The following is a 17,447-nucleotide window of genomic DNA, read 5'->3' as shown; positions in this document are numbered from 1 at the left end:
TTAAATTAAGTTTAGGTATAGAGTTGTGTTTTTGGATATTTTATCTTATTTACAGCCAATTGTTTTTTTACTATTTGTGTATTGTATATTAATTCAAAAAAAGACTGCTTGGTTATTTGCAGTGCTAGTCTATGGATATCCATTTCTTAGGGAAATAGTTAATATTAATTATAATATGCCATCTGGTTACTATACATATGTGGTGGGAAATAGTTTACTATATTTTGGAATAGCTATATGGGGAATGCTAGCCTATAAAGTAGAAAGCTTAAGAATCATAGAGCAAAAAAAAGATTACTTAAAAGTATTCTATGGTTTATGTGTAATTCTGTCTATTTATCTGATAATTAATTTAATTTCTTTACCATTTATTATACAAAATTTTGAGGCAAATAATACCATAACGACTTTATATGTGTTAAATGATATTTTTATTTTATCAGGTTTGGTTGTAGCTCTTTTGCATTATAGAGGGTTTGTATGGCTTATAATTTTAGGACTTTTTTTTGAAATATTAGTAAATATAATTTTCATTTTTGAACTTCCTCAATACTATCTATATTCTATGAGAAATTACTACTTTCTCTTAGTAAAAATTTTTAGTATTACAGTTATACTATATAGATATCTAAGAGATACAAAATAAAAATTTTGCAGAGATGGTGTATAAATAGTTATACTATCTGCATAAATAAAGTTTATATTTAAGGATTAATATGTCTGCACAATATCATATAGGTACACCTGGGGAAAGGTGGGATTTTCAAGAACAGCAAGAATGGCTTATAGAGCAGCAAATAAAAAGATCGTATAAAGAAGATGTTGAGAAAAAAATATTAGAATTACCAGTAGATAAGTTTGATGTTGAAAGTTATGGAAAATTAGAGTACTCAGCTGGCAGTTATGATTTATATGCGATTAAGACTAAAAACTGGCAAGCTTCGAAACCGTATATTTTAATCACTGGCGGTGTGCATGGCTATGAGACAAGCGGTGTTCAAGGAGCAATTAGTTTTGCTCAGAGTAAAGCCTTAGAGTTTGCTCAAGATTATAATATTATTATTTTACCATGTTTAAGTCCCTGGGGTTATGAGACAATCAATCGTTGGAACCCTAATACTATAGATCCAAATAGGTCTTTTTACTTGGAAAGTGGATGTCAAGAGACTGTCTTAGCAATGCATTATGTCTTTTCTTTAGAGGTTAAATTTACGATGCATATAGACTTGCATGAAACAACAGACACAGATGATAGTGAGTTCAGACCAGCCCTAGCAGCCCGTGATGGCATATTTATCGATAGGTGGTCTGTGCCAGATGGTTTTTATCTAGTAGCGAATCAGAATAATCCCCACCAAGAATTTCAAAGATATATAATAGATGCTGTAGCTAAGGTTACTCATATTGCTCCAACAGATCCGGATACAAATATCCTTGGTGAGGATACTATTACAGATGGTATTATGTCTTGTGACTCTAAAGCAGAGAAACTGTGCATGTCTTTTACTGATGCTGAATATACTACAACTACTGAAGTTTACCCAGATAGTCCAAAGACAAATTCTCAAGAATGTATATATGCTCAAGTAGCAGCGATAGTAGTGGGTTTAGTATTTCTCAAGAAAAATAAATAAAAGGAAATAATAAAAAATGTTAAGTGGTTTGGTTAATGTTGTAGATTTTTTAGTAAGTATAGTGTTTGGATTATATGCTTTTATATTATTATTTAGGTTTCTACTACAGTGGGTTAAGGCAGATTTTTATAACCCAGTTTGTCAAATGATAATGCGTGCTACAAATTCCATTATACTTCCTATTAGGAAGTTCATTCCAGGATTTCTAAATCTTGATTGGTCATGTATGGTGGCAATTTATATAGTTTTTATGATCCAAAATTTATTGTTAGGATTATTAAATGGCCTGGGGTTTGATATAACTTTTATATTTATAAAACCTTTTGTAGATATCGTGTTTGCGGTTATAAATATATATGTTTATTTAATAGTTATAAGAGCAATAGCTAGTTGGTTTGTTCAAGGCAATTATAACCCAATATTTACAATTATATTTCAGGTGACAGAACCTTTGTTAGCAATAGCTAGAAAAATTATTAAGCCAAGATCAGGATTTGATTTTTCGCCGATTATAGTTTTAGTAGTTTTATTTTGTATTCAGATATTTTTACAAAGTATATTGGCTCAGCTTTTTCATTATTAAAAAAATACTTAAAGCCTATTGTTAAATAAATCTATTGAATGAAGAGCAGAGCTTATTTGCTTTACGACAACTCTAACAGCATCACTCTCTATATCTCGAAGGTAAGAATTTTTTATTGGAGTTTCAGATGCAATGCGTCCAGGGTTGCTATCAAGGATAATAACTCTATCAGCCATATTTACAGCTTCTTCTATATTGTGTGTAACCAGAACTATAGCTTTTGTTGAGGTTTGTTTTGTATGCCATAATTGCATAATATCATCCCTAAGAGTTTTTGCAGTTACAATATCTAAAGAAGAGAATGGTTCATCTAAAAATAATATTTCAGGTTCAATCATTAATGCTCTAGCAAAACCAACACGTTGCTTCATACCTCCTGATAATTCACTTGGGTAAGTATCTTCAAAATCAGTAAGACCAATTTTTTGGATGGTCTTAAGAGCTTTTGGCTTGCTTTTTGATCTTGGTATACCTAATGCATCAGCTCCAAATAAAACATTTTCTAGTACACTTAGCCATGGTAATAAGGCAAAATTTTGAAATACCATTCCAATATTATCTAATGGCCCTTCTACTTTACTTCCTTTATAAAATATTTTTCCAGAAGTAGGTTTTAGAAGCCCACTAAGAATTCTTACTAGACTTGATTTGCCAGCACCTGATTTACCTACAATTGCAATTATTTCATTTTCTTTAATATTAAGGCTTAGATCTTCAATAACTTTTTTTGAGGTTTTTTTATTTTGCTTATACTCAAGGCATGTGTCAAAGCAGTTTATTAGACTATAATTGTTTAATTTATTCATGTTTAACTCCTATTAAAATTTATTTAATTGCATTTATAGTTAATCTGATAATATTGTGCTAAAGACGTGAGTAATAGCATCAGATAAATTATCAAAAGAATTATTTACTTTTCTTAAAATTCTTTTAAAATTGGCCCAAATTTTTTCTATAGGATTTAAATCAGGAGAATAAGCAGGAAGGTATAGTATCTGTATATCAAACTTCTCTGCTATTTTAGCCAATTTAGGAGACTTATGAAAACTAGCATTATCCATAACAACAGTAGTCTTTGGAATTAACTCAGGACATAAATGCTCTTCAAACCACTGATTAAGAATTTGAGTATCTGTATATCCAGTATACTCTAGCGGTGCTATAATCTTCTTTTCTAAATAGTTATAACCAGCAACTATACTTTTTCTCTGAGTTTGATAAGCAATAACTTCACCATAGCTAGGTTTACCAACAAGAGACCATCCTCTTAGTACAGACTGTTTATTATCCATACCCATTTCATCTAAATATAGTTAATCCGATAGTTATTTGACAATAATGTTATAATATTTAGAAAAAATGTCATCATATAGCCAAGATTTCAGAGATATCGTAATAACTAAATATAAAGAAGGCCTAACAGACAAAGAGCTAAGTAATTTTTTTAATATAGATATCCGTACTACTAGATCTTGGATAAACTTATACGAGACAACTGGTGATTATAAATCTAAGCAAGGCTTGGGTTGCGGTAGAGTAGCAACCTTTACAGATAAGGAAGCGATAGAAAGCTACTTAAGAACATATCCAGATGCAATGGCTTTAGATATTAGAGAAGCATTAGCTCCTGAAATACCTAGAAGCACATTTTATGATTGTCTTACCAGACTTGGTTTTAGTTTTTAAAAAAGACACCTAAATATAAGCAAAGAAAAGAACAAGATAGGCAAAGTTTTATAGAGGTTGTTGAGACTATTGAACCTAACAAACTTGTATATTTAGATGAAATGGGTATGGATAATAAACAGTCTGTACTAAGAGGATGGTCTCTTGTTGGTAAACCTAGCTATGGTGAAGTTATTGCTTATCAAACTCAGAGAAAAAGTATAGTTGCTGGTTATAACTATTTAGAAAAGAAGATTATAGCACCGCTAGAGTATACTGGATATACAGATACTCAAATTTTTAATCAGTGGTTTGAAGAGCATTTATGTCCTGAGTTAATTCCAAAGACTACTGTTGTTATGGATAATGCTAGTTTTCATAAGTCTCCTAAATTGGCTAAAATAGCAGAGAAGTTTGATATACAGATACTATACCTTCCTGCTTATTCTCCTGATTTAAATCCTATAGAAAAAATTTGGGCCAATTTTAAAAGAATTTTAAGAAAAGTAAATAATTCTTTTGATAATTTATCTGATGCTATTACTCACGTCTTTAGCATAATATTATCAGATTAACTATATACAAGTTTGTTAGGTTCAATAGTCTCAACAACCTCTATAAAACTTTGCCTATCTTGTTCTTTTCTTTGCTTATATTTAGGTGTCTTTTTTTAAAACTAAAACCAAGTCTGTTAAGACAATCATAAAATGTGCTTCTAGGTATTTCAGGAGCTAATGCTTCTCTAATATCTAAAGCCATTGCATCTGGATATGTTCTTAAGTAGCTTTCTATCGCTTCCTTATCTGTAAAGGTTGCTACTCTACCGCAACCCAAGCCTTGCTTAGATTTATAATCACCAGTTGTCTCGTATAAGTTTATCCAAGATCTAGTAGTACGGATATCTATATTAAAAAAATTACTTAGCTCTTTGTCTGTTAGGCCTTCTTTATATTTAGTTATTACGATATCTCTGAAATCTTGGCTATATGATGACATTTTTTCTAAATATTATAACATTATTGTCAAATAACTATCGGATTAACTATATATTTTGTTTCAGCAAGCTTGTATAGAGGCTTCCATATAAAAATCACGCATAAGGCTACTAAAGAGCATAGGGCTACTACTGCTAGAGCAGCTTCATGTAGTTGATTACTTCCGGTTGTTGTTGATACTAGCGCTCCGATACCGTCAACTTTAATAGTATTAGAACCCCAGATAACAACCTCTGCAGCAATAGCAGAGTTCCAGGCACCACCCACAGCACTGATAATTCCACATACTATATATGGAAATACAGCAGGAATTGCAAATTTAAACCACCATTTAAGACCTTTGAGGTGAAATGACTTAGTCATTTCTATTATTTCTGTTGAGAGACTAGATAGACCAGCAATTACGTTAAATAGTACATACCATGACGTTCCAGTCATTATTAGAGGAATAGCCCAAACATTTAATGAACCGCCACCAGCTAAAATTAATATAGCTACTATAGGGAAGAATATTGGTTGAGGAATTGCAGCACAAACTTGAATCACCGGCTGAACTAATTTAGTTCTTGTAGCTGATAGGCCTATCCAAATACCAAGAGGTGTACATATTATTACACTTATCATCATTGCAAGAGTAACACGTATAGTTGTTTCAACCATTAGTGGTATTAAGTATGTCATATCACCGTCAGGGAAGAAGTTCCAAAGAGATGAACCAGCCCAATAACATGCCCAGATTATCAAGATATACCATACTGCACACCCGACCTTTCTGATTAATGTGCAGTCTTTGATAGGTGACTTAAATGAAAATCTTCTTGCAATATTTGTCGCACCATTGATTGACCAAAAAACAAAACTCGACACAAAAGGTTTGAAGAAACTTATAAGTCTAGATTTGTTATATGAGCGATATAACCATGGACTACTATGGTTTTTATTATTTATTGACTCATATTTAAATTTTTCTGACCATTTAACTAATGGTCTAAAAAGTAACTGATCAAATAAAACAATATTTAAAACGATAGCAATTAATGCATAGATTATTGCTGTTATATTTGAGCTTGTTAAGGCAAGAGCTATATATGAACCTATGCCTGGTAAATTTACATCTCCTGTTACAGTTGGTATAGCTTCACTAGCTGTTATAGCAAACCATGCCGCTGATTGCGATACCATGATATTCCAGAGTAATCCTGGCATAGAGTAAGGAAGTTCAATCTTCCAGAATTGCTGCCAAGCATTTAACTTAAATGCAGCCCCAGCTCCTACTAGATCATCAGGCACAATACGTATAGTTTGGTAGAGTATTAAGGCCATGTTCCATGCTTGAGATGTAAATATTCCAAAAATTGCGGCAGTCTCAATTCCCATTACAGAATGAGGGAATATAAATATAAAAAAAGCTGTTGTGAAGGTAAGAAATCCTAGCAAAGGAGCAGACTCAAGGAAGTTTATTATTGGTAGACATACTCGAGCAAAATGCTTGTTTTTAGCACATGCATATCCAGCTATCAAAGCAAAGATAAATGAAAATATCATACCTATTATAAGGCGCATGGTTGTCCTAAGCATATAATAAGGTAGGTTACTAGGATCGAGAGATATAGCAGTAACTGAAGAAGTATCTATAAATGCTTGATGCATATCGTGCCATGCATAATATGTTAGGAAACTAACTATAAATAGTAGCGCTAGTTTTGAAAAAATTCTATATTGTTTATTTTTTTTAGTCAATACATATTTTTTGATATTTGAATTTATTTTATAAAAATAATCTAGAAAAATTATTGTACTAAGTGTTTAGCTACAGAATATAGGGTATGAAGCTTATATTATGTTTTAATTTAAAGCTAGGGACTAGAGTTTAGTTGCCAATATTAAGTTGCTTGATGTAGTATTTATTACATGCATCTATTTTTGTGTGTATTATGCTTATTAAAATAAGATGGTTAATGATTTTTCTTTTATTAATTAGTATATCTTCATGTGATTCCTATCAAAAGATTGATGATTTTAAATATAATCAAGTTATTGTGCTTACAGGTGTAGTTACTAGTATTCCAGAGACTCGCGAGAATAATTTAGAATTTATATTTCATAGCTATAAATACGGTAATATTATACTTAAGGCAGATAAAAGTTATAAACATTATCTAATTCCAGCATCTAAGCTTAGGTTAGATGCTAAGGTTTATAAACTACATGAGTATGATAATGAGGCAGCCTTTAACTATACTGAGTATTTGGCGCGTAAAAATATTGTGGCAATAGGTAGTGTTATAAGTGGCACAAAAATCTCATTTAAAGGTCTATCAAGTGTTTACTTACCTGAACGAATGAGGTTCTACTTATATAAACATTTTCAAGTTCAGCTTGAGGATACTAGGTTTAGCCCTTTTGTTTTTGCTTTACTTCTTGGTTATAAGACTTTTGACAAATCTCAACAAGATTTACTATTAAATTCTGGAACATCTCATTTGATGGTAATTTCAGGTCTACATATTGGGCTTATGGCATTAGTTGCATATCTTATTTTTAGAGGAGTTTGGTCATTTTTTCCAAGTCTATGTCGTAGAATTCCTGCTCAGTACATATAGTTAATCTGATAATATTGTGCTAAAGACGTGAGTAATAGCATCAGATAAATTATCAAAAGAATTATTTACTTTTCTTAAAATTCTTTTAAAATTGGCCCAAATTTTTTCTATAGGATTTAAATCAGGAGAATAAGCAGGAAGGTATAGTATCTGTATATCAAACTTCTCTGCTATTTTAGCCAATTTAGGAGACTTATGAAAACTAGCATTATCCATAACAACAGTAGTCTTTGGAATTAACTCAGGACATAAATGCTCTTCAAACCACTGATTAAAAATTTGAGTATCTGTATATCCAGTATACTCTAGCGGTGCTATAATCTTCTTTTCTAAATAGTTATAACCAGCAACTATACTTTTTCTCTGAGTTTGATAAGCAATAACTTCACCATAGCTAGGTTTACCAACAAGAGACCATCCTCTTAGTACAGACTGTTTATTATCCATACCCATTTCATCTAAATATACAAGTTTGTTAGGTTCAATAGTCTCAACAACCTCTATAAAACTTTGCCTATCTTGTTCTTTTCTTTGCTTATATTTAGGTGTCTTTTTTTAAAACTAAAACCAAGTCTGGTAAGACAATCATAAAATGTGCTTCTAGGTATTTCAGGAGCTAATGCTTCTCTAATATCTAAAGCCATTGCATCTGGATATGTTCTTAAGTAGCTTTCTATCGCTTCCTTATCTGTAAAGGTTGCTACTCTACCGCAACCCAAGCCTTGCTTAGATTTATAATCACCAGTTGTCTCGTATAAGTTTATCCAAGATCTAGTAGTACGGATATCTATATTAAAAAAATTACTTAGCTCTTTGTCTGTTAGGCCTTCTTTATATTTAGTTATTACGATATCTCTGAAATCTTGGCTATATGATGACATTTTTTCTAAATATTATAACATTATTGTCAAATAACTATCGGATTAACTATAGGAGTTACATTTTCACTTTTTATAGCTTGTTTTTATAGTTTTCTCGCCGGTTTTAGTTTACCTACACAAAGAGCCATCATAATGCTCTTTGTGGTATATATGATGTGGTTTTTTAAAAAAAGAATCCAAGTGGTTAGGGCTTTATTAATAGCGCTAAGTATAATAGTATTGTTGGATTTTAAATCTATATATAGCATTAGTCTGTGGCTTAGTTTTTCAGCAGTTGCTGGGTTGGTTGCTATAGCTATTATTCTTCAGCAATATAAATCAAAATTAGTAGTCACTTTACTGGCACAGATTTACTTGGCAATATTACTGATTCCAATATCTGTTTATTATTTTGGTAGTTTTTCAATAATTTCTATTTTTGCAAATATTGTAGCAATTCCGTTAGTAAGTTTTGTCATTGTGCCATTATTATTGCTAAGCCTTTTAGTTTCTTTTATGGGAGTTAAGCTGTGGGTAGTGCCTATGTTCTTTATAAAGCTTCTCTATGCCTATTTAATGTTTTTGACTAGTTATTTTGGCTTAGTCAATTATTGGAGTAATTTCACGTTTATAACGCTGTTGATTGTAATTGTAGGAATTTTTTTATTAGTATTTCCTTTAAGTAAATCTTTTAGACTGCTTGGCTTGGCTATGTGTTTAGTATTTTTTCAATCATCCACGAATATTGTTCATAAATATAAGTATTTTCAAATACATATATTTGATACAAAAAAATTAATGGTTTTAGTACAAGAGCAGGATAAAAGTTTACTATATCTATCTGTTGACAACTTGAAAAATAAATATGTTCTTTTTGATACTCTAGAAAAATATTTGAAGGTTATGGGGGTGGAGCAAATAGATTATTTGATAGTGGTTGGAAATGAGCCAGTGTCAAATTTAGAATTAATTAGAAAAATTGCAACTATTAAGTCAGTAGTTTCAAATCTAAAGCTAATGGAAAAAACCAGATCATGCAACTATCATAATAATTTTCACTTAACTGATGGTGTTTTGGTTAAATTCTTATCGACAGAAAAAGATTGTTTTGTAGCTTTAAAATATGATGGTAGAGAATTTCTACTAATGGATGATGCTGATAAAGTAGCCCAGCAAGAGATTTATCAATTATATAACAGGGTGGTTAAGCCAGATATTATTATTTCTCCAGTATTGCTTGATCAGCAGTTTTTAAAATTTCAACCTACTTATTTTATTTATAGTTCAGACCAGCTTTTTAAGAGATCTTCTTTACAAAAAACTGAAGTAAAAGTGTTTGATACATATAATAATGGAGCTATAACTATTGTTTTAAATAAAAAAAATTCTCTTAGAGTGTTTTCTCAATTTAAAAAATACTAAGAAATATATACAACAATTTTTTTATAAATTGTATCAAAAATTATTGAGGGTATTAGACTTAGGATTTTTCTATAAGTCTTTTATGCATAGTGGGGGTTAACTAATAGTCTAGAATAAAAGCTAATTAATTAACTAATTTGGTCTAGTTCTTTCACAAAATTGCTTATAAATGTTACTATTTAGCAAGTAAAAAGTAATTTATTTTATTATCAATGATAAATATCATAAAATGTAGTTATTACGCTTTATTTTCAATAACTTGTTTATTATCTAGTGCTATAGTCGCATTCGTACCAATATTTTTTTTCTCGTTGGCTAAATTATTGATTCCAATAAGAAAAATCCGTTACTTTTGTACCTCTGCAGTACAATTTTCTGTAAGTTTGTGGGTGAGTTTTGCGATATGGATTACGAAGCTTTTTTCTCCAACTAAAATAGAATATGAGAAAAATATTACTCTTGATAAAAAGGGTTCATATTTAATTATTTGTAATCATAGAAGTTGGCTTGATACATTTGTATTAATGCTGACATTCCATAAAAAAATATCGTTTCCAAAATTTTTTATGAAGTTTCAAGTATTTTTCGTACCTGTATTGGGATTGGTGGCATGGGCCTTAGAGTTTCCGGCTATGAGGCGTTACTCAAAAGAATATATAGCTCAACACCCCCAAAAGAAAGGAGAAGACTTAAAGAAAACCTTCGAATACTGTAAAAACTTATCAATAAGACCAACTACAATTGTAAATTTTATTGAAGGTACTAGGTTTTCTTATGAGAAGGCCAAAGAAAGTAACTATGAAAATTTACTTAATCCAAAAGCTGGTGGGATTGCTGTGATATTTAAGAGCTTATCTGATAGGATGACAGGTATTTTAAACACGACTATTGTTTATGATAACCCAAACCAAACATTGTGGGATTTTATGATTAGGAAGACCAAGAAAATAAAAGTAAAAGTTGACTTTATACCTATTTCAGAAGTTCCTTTAGGTAATTATTTTAATAATGAAGAGGATAAGAAAAATTTTCAAGTTTGGCTAAATAGTTTGTGGAAAAATAATGATGATTATCTTTCTAAACAAGAAAAAGCGTAGCTGGAATTAAATTTAATTCGACAGGTTCTTATAGTAACGAAGGTGTTGGAAAATATTTGTTTAACTAACTAATCCAAGCAATCTCAACAAATAAAAATAAAGCTGAGTAAATACCCATAAAAATAAAAGGCATATAAATTTCCAAGAATCTAATAGGCTTGAAAGATCCTTTTGCTTCAGCAATATGTTCTTCAGTTAGCCAGACTCTGGATGGCAGGCGTCTTTCAAGAGATGGTACTATACTGTTTTTTATCTGGATATGATGCCTAAAGAATCTAATAATCTTCCACCAAGCATAACAAAAAACCAAACCTGCAAAATAAGGAATACTTACTAATATGCCGGAAGGTGGGTTTTCAACATTAATGTTGTTACTAATAGCTAAAGCAACTATTCCCACTAATAAAAGATTTATTACTAGGAAAAATAAGTTAATAACTATTCTCCTATAGCTAGTTCTATCAGTAAGCTCTACATATATTCTATACTGTTCAATTAAGAGAGCATTATATTGCTCGTTAGATAAGCTACTTTCATCTTCATTACTCCATAATTTATCCTGGATGTCTTTCTCACTAATCTTTTCCATTTTTTCCCTTCGTCAGTAAATTAAAAATAGTTTAACAGATGTATGCTATTATATTTTAAGTTATTTATCAAATTTTTACTAATTAATAATTACCTGATTCTTTCATCTGTAATTATATTAATAATTTTAGATGGTTGTGCTAGTTGAACTTCGGTGTTAAGTACATAAATATTAGGGAATTTATTGTTTATTGCTTTAGCATTATTAATAAATTCTTCTCCTGATATATTCGCACTGGTTGAAATGATAGCACTATCTATTTCTAGACATATTTTTTTGATTATATCAGTTCTTACTAAGCGTATAGCAACAGTAGGCTTACCACCCGTGAGCCATTGAATACTTTTTTTGCTGGGAACAATCCAGGTGGTAGGTTTTTTTTGTATTGAGCATATTTTTTTGATTTGATCGTTAGATAGCTTAGTTTTATCTACAAATTTTAGGAGTTGACTATAATCATGCGATATTATAATAAATCCTTTATTTAGTTCTCTTTTCTTTAATTCTATAATTTTTTGTACGGCATTATTTGATATACGACAGCTTAAGCCATATACAGTATCTGTGGGAAGACTAACTATTTCATTATTTGCTAATTCGCTAAAGATTTGACTTAGGTCTTTTGTAAGCATAATTTTAAATGATATTATTTAATTAAGTATTATTTTATTACATTTTAGAGATAAAAAAACCTATAAGCTAAGAAATAACTTATAGGTTCGTATTTTAATTAGAGATTTAAAGATTTTAATTAGAATTTACTTCTTACTCAATTGCTCTTTGATAAGGTCACCAAGAGTCGTAGGAGTCATTTGCTCTACTTTATAGTTAGATTTACCGCCTGCAGTAGTAGTATCTTCATCAACAGCCTTGATAGAAAGAGCGATACTTCTTTTCTTAACATCAATATTGATAATTCTAGCTTCTATTTCTTGACCTTCACTTAGTTCATCACGAACGTCTTTTGTGTGATCCACAGAAATTTCAGCTATTCTGATGAAACCATCGATACTATTTTCTTCATCAAGCATAACTACAGCACCATTTTCTTGTACTTTAGCTACATTACCTTTTACTAAAGAACCTTTAGGATGAATGTTAACGAAGTTTTTAAATGGATCTTCAGAAAGTTGCTTCATGCTAAGAGCGATTCTTTCAAGGTCAGTATTAACAGAAACTAATATAGCTTCTACTTCATCACCTTTCTTAAGTTCTTTTATAGCTTTAGCAGGGTTATCCCAAGCAACGTCTGAAATATGCACAAGTCCATCAATTCCACCTTCTAAACCGATGAATACACCAAATTCAGTAAGAGATCTGATTTTACCAGTAACTTTGTCACCAGTTTTGTAATTTCTTTCAAACTCATTCCAAGGATTAGGTCTGCATTGCTTAATGCCTAAAGATATTCTATGGTTATGCGCATCTAACTCAAGTACGATAACTTCAACTTCTTGACCAATAGAGACAGCTTTATGAGGATTGACGTTTTTGTTAGTCCAGTCCATTTCAGATGTATGAACTAAGCCTTCGATGCCTTCTTTTAACTTAACAAAACAACCATAGTCAGTGATGTTAGTTACTGTGCCCATAAGCTTAGCGCCTACTGGAAGTTCGTTAGCTATATTTAACCAAGGATCTTCACCAAGTTGCTTAATACCTAGAGATATTCTTTGTTTTTCTTTATCAAATTTGATTACTTTAACATCAATTTCTTGGCCGATAGATAGTACATCTGTAGGATGGCTGATTCTACTCCAAGAGATATCTGTAATATGTAATAGACCATCAACTCCACCAAGATCGATAAATGCACCGAAGTCTGTGATATTTTTAACGATACCTTTAAGAATACTACCTTCAGAGATTTTCTCTAGCATAGCATCTCTATCGCCAGAATTGTTCTCTTCGATAACTGCTTTTCTAGAAACAACAATGTTGTTTCTCTTAGTATCAATTTTAACAACTTTTAATTCGATATCTTTATCTTCTAAATGAGCCACATCTTTGACAGGTCTAGTGTCAACTAATGAACCAGGTAAGAAAGCTCTTAGGCCTTCAACATCCATTGTGTAACCACCACGAACGTGGTTAGTGATTTTACCAACGACAGTTTCATTGTTTTCGAAAGCATTCTCGATTCTGTCCCAAAGCTCAATTTTTTTAGCTTTATCTCTTGATAATCTAGTCTCGCCCCAGCTGTTATCTAGAGCTTCTAAGACAACATTAATTTTATCACCAGCGGCAACTTCTAGCTCACCATTATTATTTTTTAGAGAAGCTACAGGGATGAAAGATTCTGATTTAAGACCAGCATCGATCATTGCAAATTCTTTATCAATGCTCACAACAGTTGCTTCGATGATTTTACCTACTCTCATCTCTGTTTGTTTTAGAGATTGTTCAAATAGTTCTTTGAAATTTTCTGACATTTTTTGATTTCCATATTCCAGTGTGGTTGGTTTAACATAGTCTGCAAGTATCCACTGGTATTTTTTTATAAAAACACTGGCAAACAATTCTGTAATGTGTAATATTATCTAAGAGATGGGAATTCTTCAAGAAAAATATAATAATAATTTATGTTAAGTGCTTCTGTAAATCATGTTTTTTTTATGCAAGAAGCTTATAAACAGGCGCTATTAGCTTATCGATCAGGTGAAGTCCCTATTGGTGCTATTCTTGTCAAAAATAATCAAATAATTGCAAAAGCTTGCAATAAGACTATAACTTTAAATGACCCTACGGCTCATGCGGAAATTCTAGTTTTGCGTTCAGCAGCAGCAAAATTGAGAAATCATAGGTTAGTTGATACAAAATTGTATGTTACTTTAGAGCCATGTATAATGTGTTTTGGCGCTGTAGTTCAAGCAAGAGTATCAGAGTTGATATATGGTTGTGATGATACTCGAGTTGGAGTGATATCTCGAGAAAATGTACACCAAAATAAGAATATTAATCATAATCTTGATTTGGTAGATGGCGTAATGGCTCAAGAATGTGGAGAGCTTTTGAGAAAGTTTTTTAAGGAAAGAAGAAAGTGATATATGGCTAAAGATAAGATAGTGGTTTTGTATGGTGGAGATTCTCCTGAGAGAGAGGTTTCTTTAGAATCTGGAAAGGCTGTTTTAGACTCGCTTATGCGTCAGGGATATAATGTAATAGGTCTTGATGCTAGTTCAAAAGAGTTAGTTGCGAAGCTTTTAGAATTAAGTCCAGATAAATGTTTTATTGCATTGCATGGTGAGGATGGTGAGGATGGTCGGGTTTCGGCACTATTAGAAATGCTTGGTATTAAACATACTAGTTCAAGCATGAGATCAAGCGTTATAACTATGGATAAAATGATTTCTAAAGAGATGTGGATGCATCATCATATGCCTACACCAATAGCAAAAATCCTTACTGAGCAATTGGTTGATGAAGATGAAATTAGCTTTCCTGTGGCAGTTAAACCAAGTAGTGGGGGTTCTAGTATTGCTACTTTTAAAATTAAAACTATTGATGAGCTAAAACCTGCTTACGATGAAGCTTCTAAGTATGGTGATGTCATGATTGAACAATGGGTTACTGGTAAAGAAATAACTATAGCTATTGTAAATGATGACGTTTATTCATCTGTGTGGATAGAGCCTTTAAATGAATTTTACGATTATGAATCAAAGTATAGTGGTAAATCGGTTTATCATTCACCAAGTGGTTTGAGTGAAGAAAAAGAATTAGAAGTACGTCAGTTGGCTAAAAAAGCATATGACCTTTTGGGTTGTAAGGGGCATGCCAGAGTTGACTTTATATATGATAATGGTGAATTTCATATTATGGAAATAAATTCTTCTCCAGGAATGACTTCAAATAGCTTGTCGCCTAAATCAGCAGCAGCTGAGGGGGTTGATTTCGATGGTTTTGTTAAATCGATAATAGATCAGGCACAATGATTCGAGTCATCCGTAAGCTGATAATAGTGATGCTAATATTATCAATAACTTTGGGCATAGCTATTTATATATCAACTAAGACTGATAGGGCTATTTCGAGGGTGGATGTTGTTTCTAATGATGGTTTAGTTTACATATCTAAACAAGATTTGATAAAAAAAATTACTCAACTTAGTCATGATAGGGAATGGCTTGATATTGATGTTAAAGCTATTGAAAAATATCTTTATTCTGTAAAAGGTGTTGATTACACTCTTGTGAAAAAAGTTTGGCCTTCCGCTGTAGTTATATATATGTATGATCATAAGCCAATAGCTTATTGGAATAATAATAAGGTTCTGTTGGATAACATGGAAATCATAAAGCCAACTGTCTTTAGTTATGATGGTGAATTACCATATATTATAAGTACAAGTCAAACAAATAGAGATTATATCTATGAAACTTATGAGAAATTAAACAGTTTTGCTGAACAAAACGATATGCATATTATTAAGATTTTTTATCAAGGAAATCAGTTTAGTTTGTTATTTGATAATGATAGTAAAGTGATTCTTGGTTCAACTAAATTACAGCAGCGCCTTGAGCTGTTTTTCAAATCTTATCAAATGGTTAGGGCATATAAATCTGTGCAGTATTTTGATATGCGTTATGGCGATGGTTTTGCGGTGAAGTATAAGTAGAAAAGTATTTATTTTATTGGTTTTCTATGACAATAAGCTTATAATGTAACATAAGTATATATTAGTAGAAAAATATCTGTCTTTAGATTGGGGCTAAAAATAAATGGGTTTTGGGAATAATAATTTTTGCGCGGTTGATTTAGGTTCTCATAGAGTAACTGTAGCAATCGGTCAGCTTGCTGAAAACAAGAGTATAAAGATATTAGGTGTTAGTCAGAAAAAATCAAAAGGCATTAAACAAGGCTCAGTAATTAATCTAGAAATGGCTATGGAGACTTTAAATTCCGCCTTAGATGAGGCTAAAAGTATAGCTGGAGTTGAGATTAAAGAAGTTACTCTTGGTATTAGCGCACCAAGTATTAGTGGCTTCAACTCTTATGGATTAGCTGCTGTTGAAGAAGGTGAAGTAAGTATCGAAGATCTTGCTATGGCTATTAAAACTGCAAAAGCAATCCCAATGTCAGCTGATACTGAAATGTTACACGTTTTACAAAGAGATTATGTTGTTGATGGCCAGCCAGGTGTTACTGAACCAATTGGTATGTTCGCTGTTAGGTTAGAGTCAAATGTTCATATAATAGTGGCGTCTTCACGATTATTACAGAATGTTCGTAAATGTGTTTCAAATTGTGGCTATAAAATAAATAATTTGGTAGTTGAGCATTTAGCTGCAAGTAGTGCAACTATTACTGATAATGAAAGAGAAATGGGTGTTTGCCTTGTGAATCTTGGTGCTGATTCAACTAGTTTTTCAGTATTCTCAGATGGTGGGATTTGTTATACCTCAAGCATTATCACGGGAGGAAGCAGTATATCTTCTGATATTTCTAAGGTTTTTAGATTGCCTGTAGAAGCTGCAGAAAGCCTTAAGTTGCAGTATGGTTATGCGGCAAGTAAATATCTTAAAAACCCTGATGAAAAGATAGATATACCAAATTCTTTAGGGAATGCAAAAAAAAGAATATCTTTACAGGATTTGTCATTGGTTATAGAGGCAAGAGTTGAAGAGATTTTTGAATCTTTATATAGAGAATTGGATCAGAATCATCTTTTGGATATTATATCATCTGGGATAGTCTTTACTGGTGGAGGAGCTAAATTAAAAGGCCTTGCTAGACTTGCCGAAGATATGTTTAAATTACCTGTAAGGGTAGGTGGTCCAATAGATGTTTCTGGAGCTAATGAAGTTGTACATAATCCTTCATATGCAACGGTCGTTGGTCTACTAAAATATGCGTCAGAAAATAGTGATCCAAATCTGGAGCAAGGATTGGATGAAGATATGCTAGAAATAGATGATGAAGCAGGAAAACCAAAGAAAAAGATAATGAAATCTGTCAAAGGATGGTTTTCGAATAATTTTTAAAGTAAGAAGTTTAAA

Annotated in this window: 17 protein-coding genes and 2 pseudogenes; 11 read left to right on the top strand and 8 right to left on the bottom strand. The window is 31.6% G+C overall.

The window, feature by feature from the left end:
- The first annotated feature begins 25 nt into the window (after positions 1-25).
- From ACR0PV_RS09810 to ACR0PV_RS09800, 3 genes are all read left to right on the top strand, one after another.
- Complete coding sequence (locus tag ACR0PV_RS09810; RefSeq protein ID WP_488172888.1) at positions 26-646, top strand: hypothetical protein; 621 nt, start codon at positions 26-28, stop codon at positions 644-646.
- Positions 647-716: 70 nt separating this feature from the next.
- Complete coding sequence (locus tag ACR0PV_RS09805; RefSeq protein WP_488172887.1) at positions 717-1,634, top strand: M14 family metallopeptidase; 918 nt, start codon at positions 717-719, stop codon at positions 1,632-1,634.
- Positions 1,635-1,650: 16 nt separating this feature from the next.
- Positions 1,651-2,217, top strand: coding sequence for a YggT family protein (locus tag ACR0PV_RS09800; protein ID WP_488172886.1), 567 nt, complete (start codon positions 1,651-1,653; stop codon positions 2,215-2,217).
- 8 nt (positions 2,218-2,225) lie between these two features.
- Here ACR0PV_RS09800 and ACR0PV_RS09795 read toward each other — a convergent pair whose 3' ends face one another.
- A complete protein-coding gene (locus tag ACR0PV_RS09795) occupies positions 2,226-3,023 on the bottom strand; it encodes an ABC transporter ATP-binding protein (protein ID WP_488172885.1) in 798 nt (265 codons plus the stop codon).
- Between the two features lie 39 nt (positions 3,024-3,062).
- A pseudogene (locus ACR0PV_RS09790) lies at positions 3,063-3,527 on the bottom strand (IS630 family transposase); the annotation flags it as partial.
- 49 nt (positions 3,528-3,576) lie between these two features.
- On the opposite strand from ACR0PV_RS09790, the gene ACR0PV_RS09785 reads away from it, so the two are divergent.
- A protein-coding gene (locus ACR0PV_RS09785; protein ID WP_488172170.1) for an IS630 family transposase occupies positions 3,577-4,457 on the top strand; the annotation gives its coding sequence in 2 pieces (ribosomal slippage) (positions 3,577-3,901 and positions 3,901-4,457; 882 coding nt in all).
- A 2-nt stretch (positions 4,458-4,459) separates the two neighbouring features.
- Here the strand turns inward: ACR0PV_RS09785 and ACR0PV_RS09780 are convergent.
- Positions 4,460-4,878 (bottom strand): annotated as a pseudogene (locus ACR0PV_RS09780) (helix-turn-helix domain-containing protein); the annotation flags it as partial.
- A gap of 26 nt (positions 4,879-4,904) precedes the next feature.
- Positions 4,905-6,632 (bottom strand): ABC transporter permease subunit, encoded by a 1,728-nt coding sequence (locus tag ACR0PV_RS09775; protein ID WP_488173996.1) that lies wholly within the window; start codon positions 6,630-6,632, stop codon positions 4,905-4,907.
- 179 nt (positions 6,633-6,811) lie between these two features.
- Between ACR0PV_RS09775 and ACR0PV_RS09770 the strand changes: the two genes are divergently transcribed.
- The gene (locus ACR0PV_RS09770; RefSeq protein ID WP_488172884.1) at positions 6,812-7,480 is read left to right on the top strand and encodes a ComEC/Rec2 family competence protein; all 669 of its coding nucleotides are present in this window, start codon (positions 6,812-6,814) and stop codon (positions 7,478-7,480) included.
- On the opposite strand, the gene ACR0PV_RS09765 is transcribed toward ACR0PV_RS09770, so the two are convergent.
- A protein-coding gene (locus tag ACR0PV_RS09765; RefSeq protein WP_488172194.1) for an IS630 family transposase occupies positions 7,481-8,361 on the bottom strand; the annotation gives its coding sequence in 2 pieces (ribosomal slippage) (positions 7,481-8,037 and positions 8,037-8,361; 882 coding nt in all).
- 30 nt (positions 8,362-8,391) lie between these two features.
- On the opposite strand from ACR0PV_RS09765, the gene ACR0PV_RS09760 reads away from it, so the two are divergent.
- Together ACR0PV_RS09760 and yihG are read left to right on the top strand one after the other, a co-directional pair.
- Entirely contained in the window at positions 8,392-9,762 is a 1,371-nt protein-coding gene (locus ACR0PV_RS09760; protein WP_488173995.1) for a ComEC/Rec2 family competence protein, read from the top strand.
- 212 nt (positions 9,763-9,974) lie between these two features.
- Positions 9,975-10,859, top strand: coding sequence for a 1-acylglycerol-3-phosphate O-acyltransferase, YihG family (gene yihG / locus ACR0PV_RS09755; protein WP_488172883.1), 885 nt, complete (start codon positions 9,975-9,977; stop codon positions 10,857-10,859).
- A gap of 64 nt (positions 10,860-10,923) precedes the next feature.
- On the opposite strand, the gene ACR0PV_RS09750 is transcribed toward yihG, so the two are convergent.
- The 3 genes from ACR0PV_RS09750 to rpsA all read right to left on the bottom strand — a co-directional run bounded on the left by ACR0PV_RS09750 (position 10,924) and on the right by rpsA (position 13,880).
- Positions 10,924-11,448: an intracellular proliferation membrane protein RipA gene (locus ACR0PV_RS09750; protein WP_488172882.1), complete on the bottom strand. Its 525-nt coding sequence runs from the start codon at positions 11,446-11,448 to the stop codon at positions 10,924-10,926.
- 89 nt (positions 11,449-11,537) lie between these two features.
- The gene (locus tag ACR0PV_RS09745; protein WP_488172881.1) at positions 11,538-12,080 is read right to left on the bottom strand and encodes an L-threonylcarbamoyladenylate synthase; all 543 of its coding nucleotides are present in this window, start codon (positions 12,078-12,080) and stop codon (positions 11,538-11,540) included.
- Positions 12,081-12,206: 126 nt separating this feature from the next.
- Positions 12,207-13,880: a 30S ribosomal protein S1 gene (gene rpsA, locus ACR0PV_RS09740; protein ID WP_488172880.1), complete on the bottom strand. Its 1,674-nt coding sequence runs from the start codon at positions 13,878-13,880 to the stop codon at positions 12,207-12,209.
- 150 nt (positions 13,881-14,030) lie between these two features.
- On the opposite strand from rpsA, the gene tadA reads away from it, so the two are divergent.
- From tadA to ftsA, 4 genes are all read left to right on the top strand, one after another.
- Complete coding sequence (gene tadA / locus ACR0PV_RS09735) at positions 14,031-14,492, top strand: tRNA adenosine(34) deaminase TadA (RefSeq protein ID WP_488172879.1); 462 nt, start codon at positions 14,031-14,033, stop codon at positions 14,490-14,492.
- 3 nt (positions 14,493-14,495) lie between these two features.
- Positions 14,496-15,383 carry a D-alanine--D-alanine ligase gene (locus ACR0PV_RS09730; protein WP_488172878.1) on the top strand — a complete coding sequence of 296 codons (888 nt, stop codon included), beginning with the start codon at positions 14,496-14,498 and terminating at the stop codon, positions 15,381-15,383.
- On the top strand, positions 15,380-16,066 hold the full coding sequence (locus ACR0PV_RS09725; protein ID WP_488172877.1) for a cell division protein FtsQ/DivIB: 687 nt from the start codon (positions 15,380-15,382) through the stop codon (positions 16,064-16,066). The genes ACR0PV_RS09730 and ACR0PV_RS09725 overlap by 4 nt, the downstream gene beginning before the upstream one ends.
- Before the next feature lie 103 nt (positions 16,067-16,169).
- A complete protein-coding gene (gene ftsA, locus ACR0PV_RS09720; RefSeq protein ID WP_488172876.1) occupies positions 16,170-17,432 on the top strand; it encodes a cell division protein FtsA in 1,263 nt (420 codons plus the stop codon).
- Positions 17,433-17,447: the final 15 nt, after the last annotated feature.

The organism is Francisella sp. AG1 (genome assembly GCF_057683165.1).
This window is presented reverse-complemented; position numbering and strand designations above follow the sequence as displayed.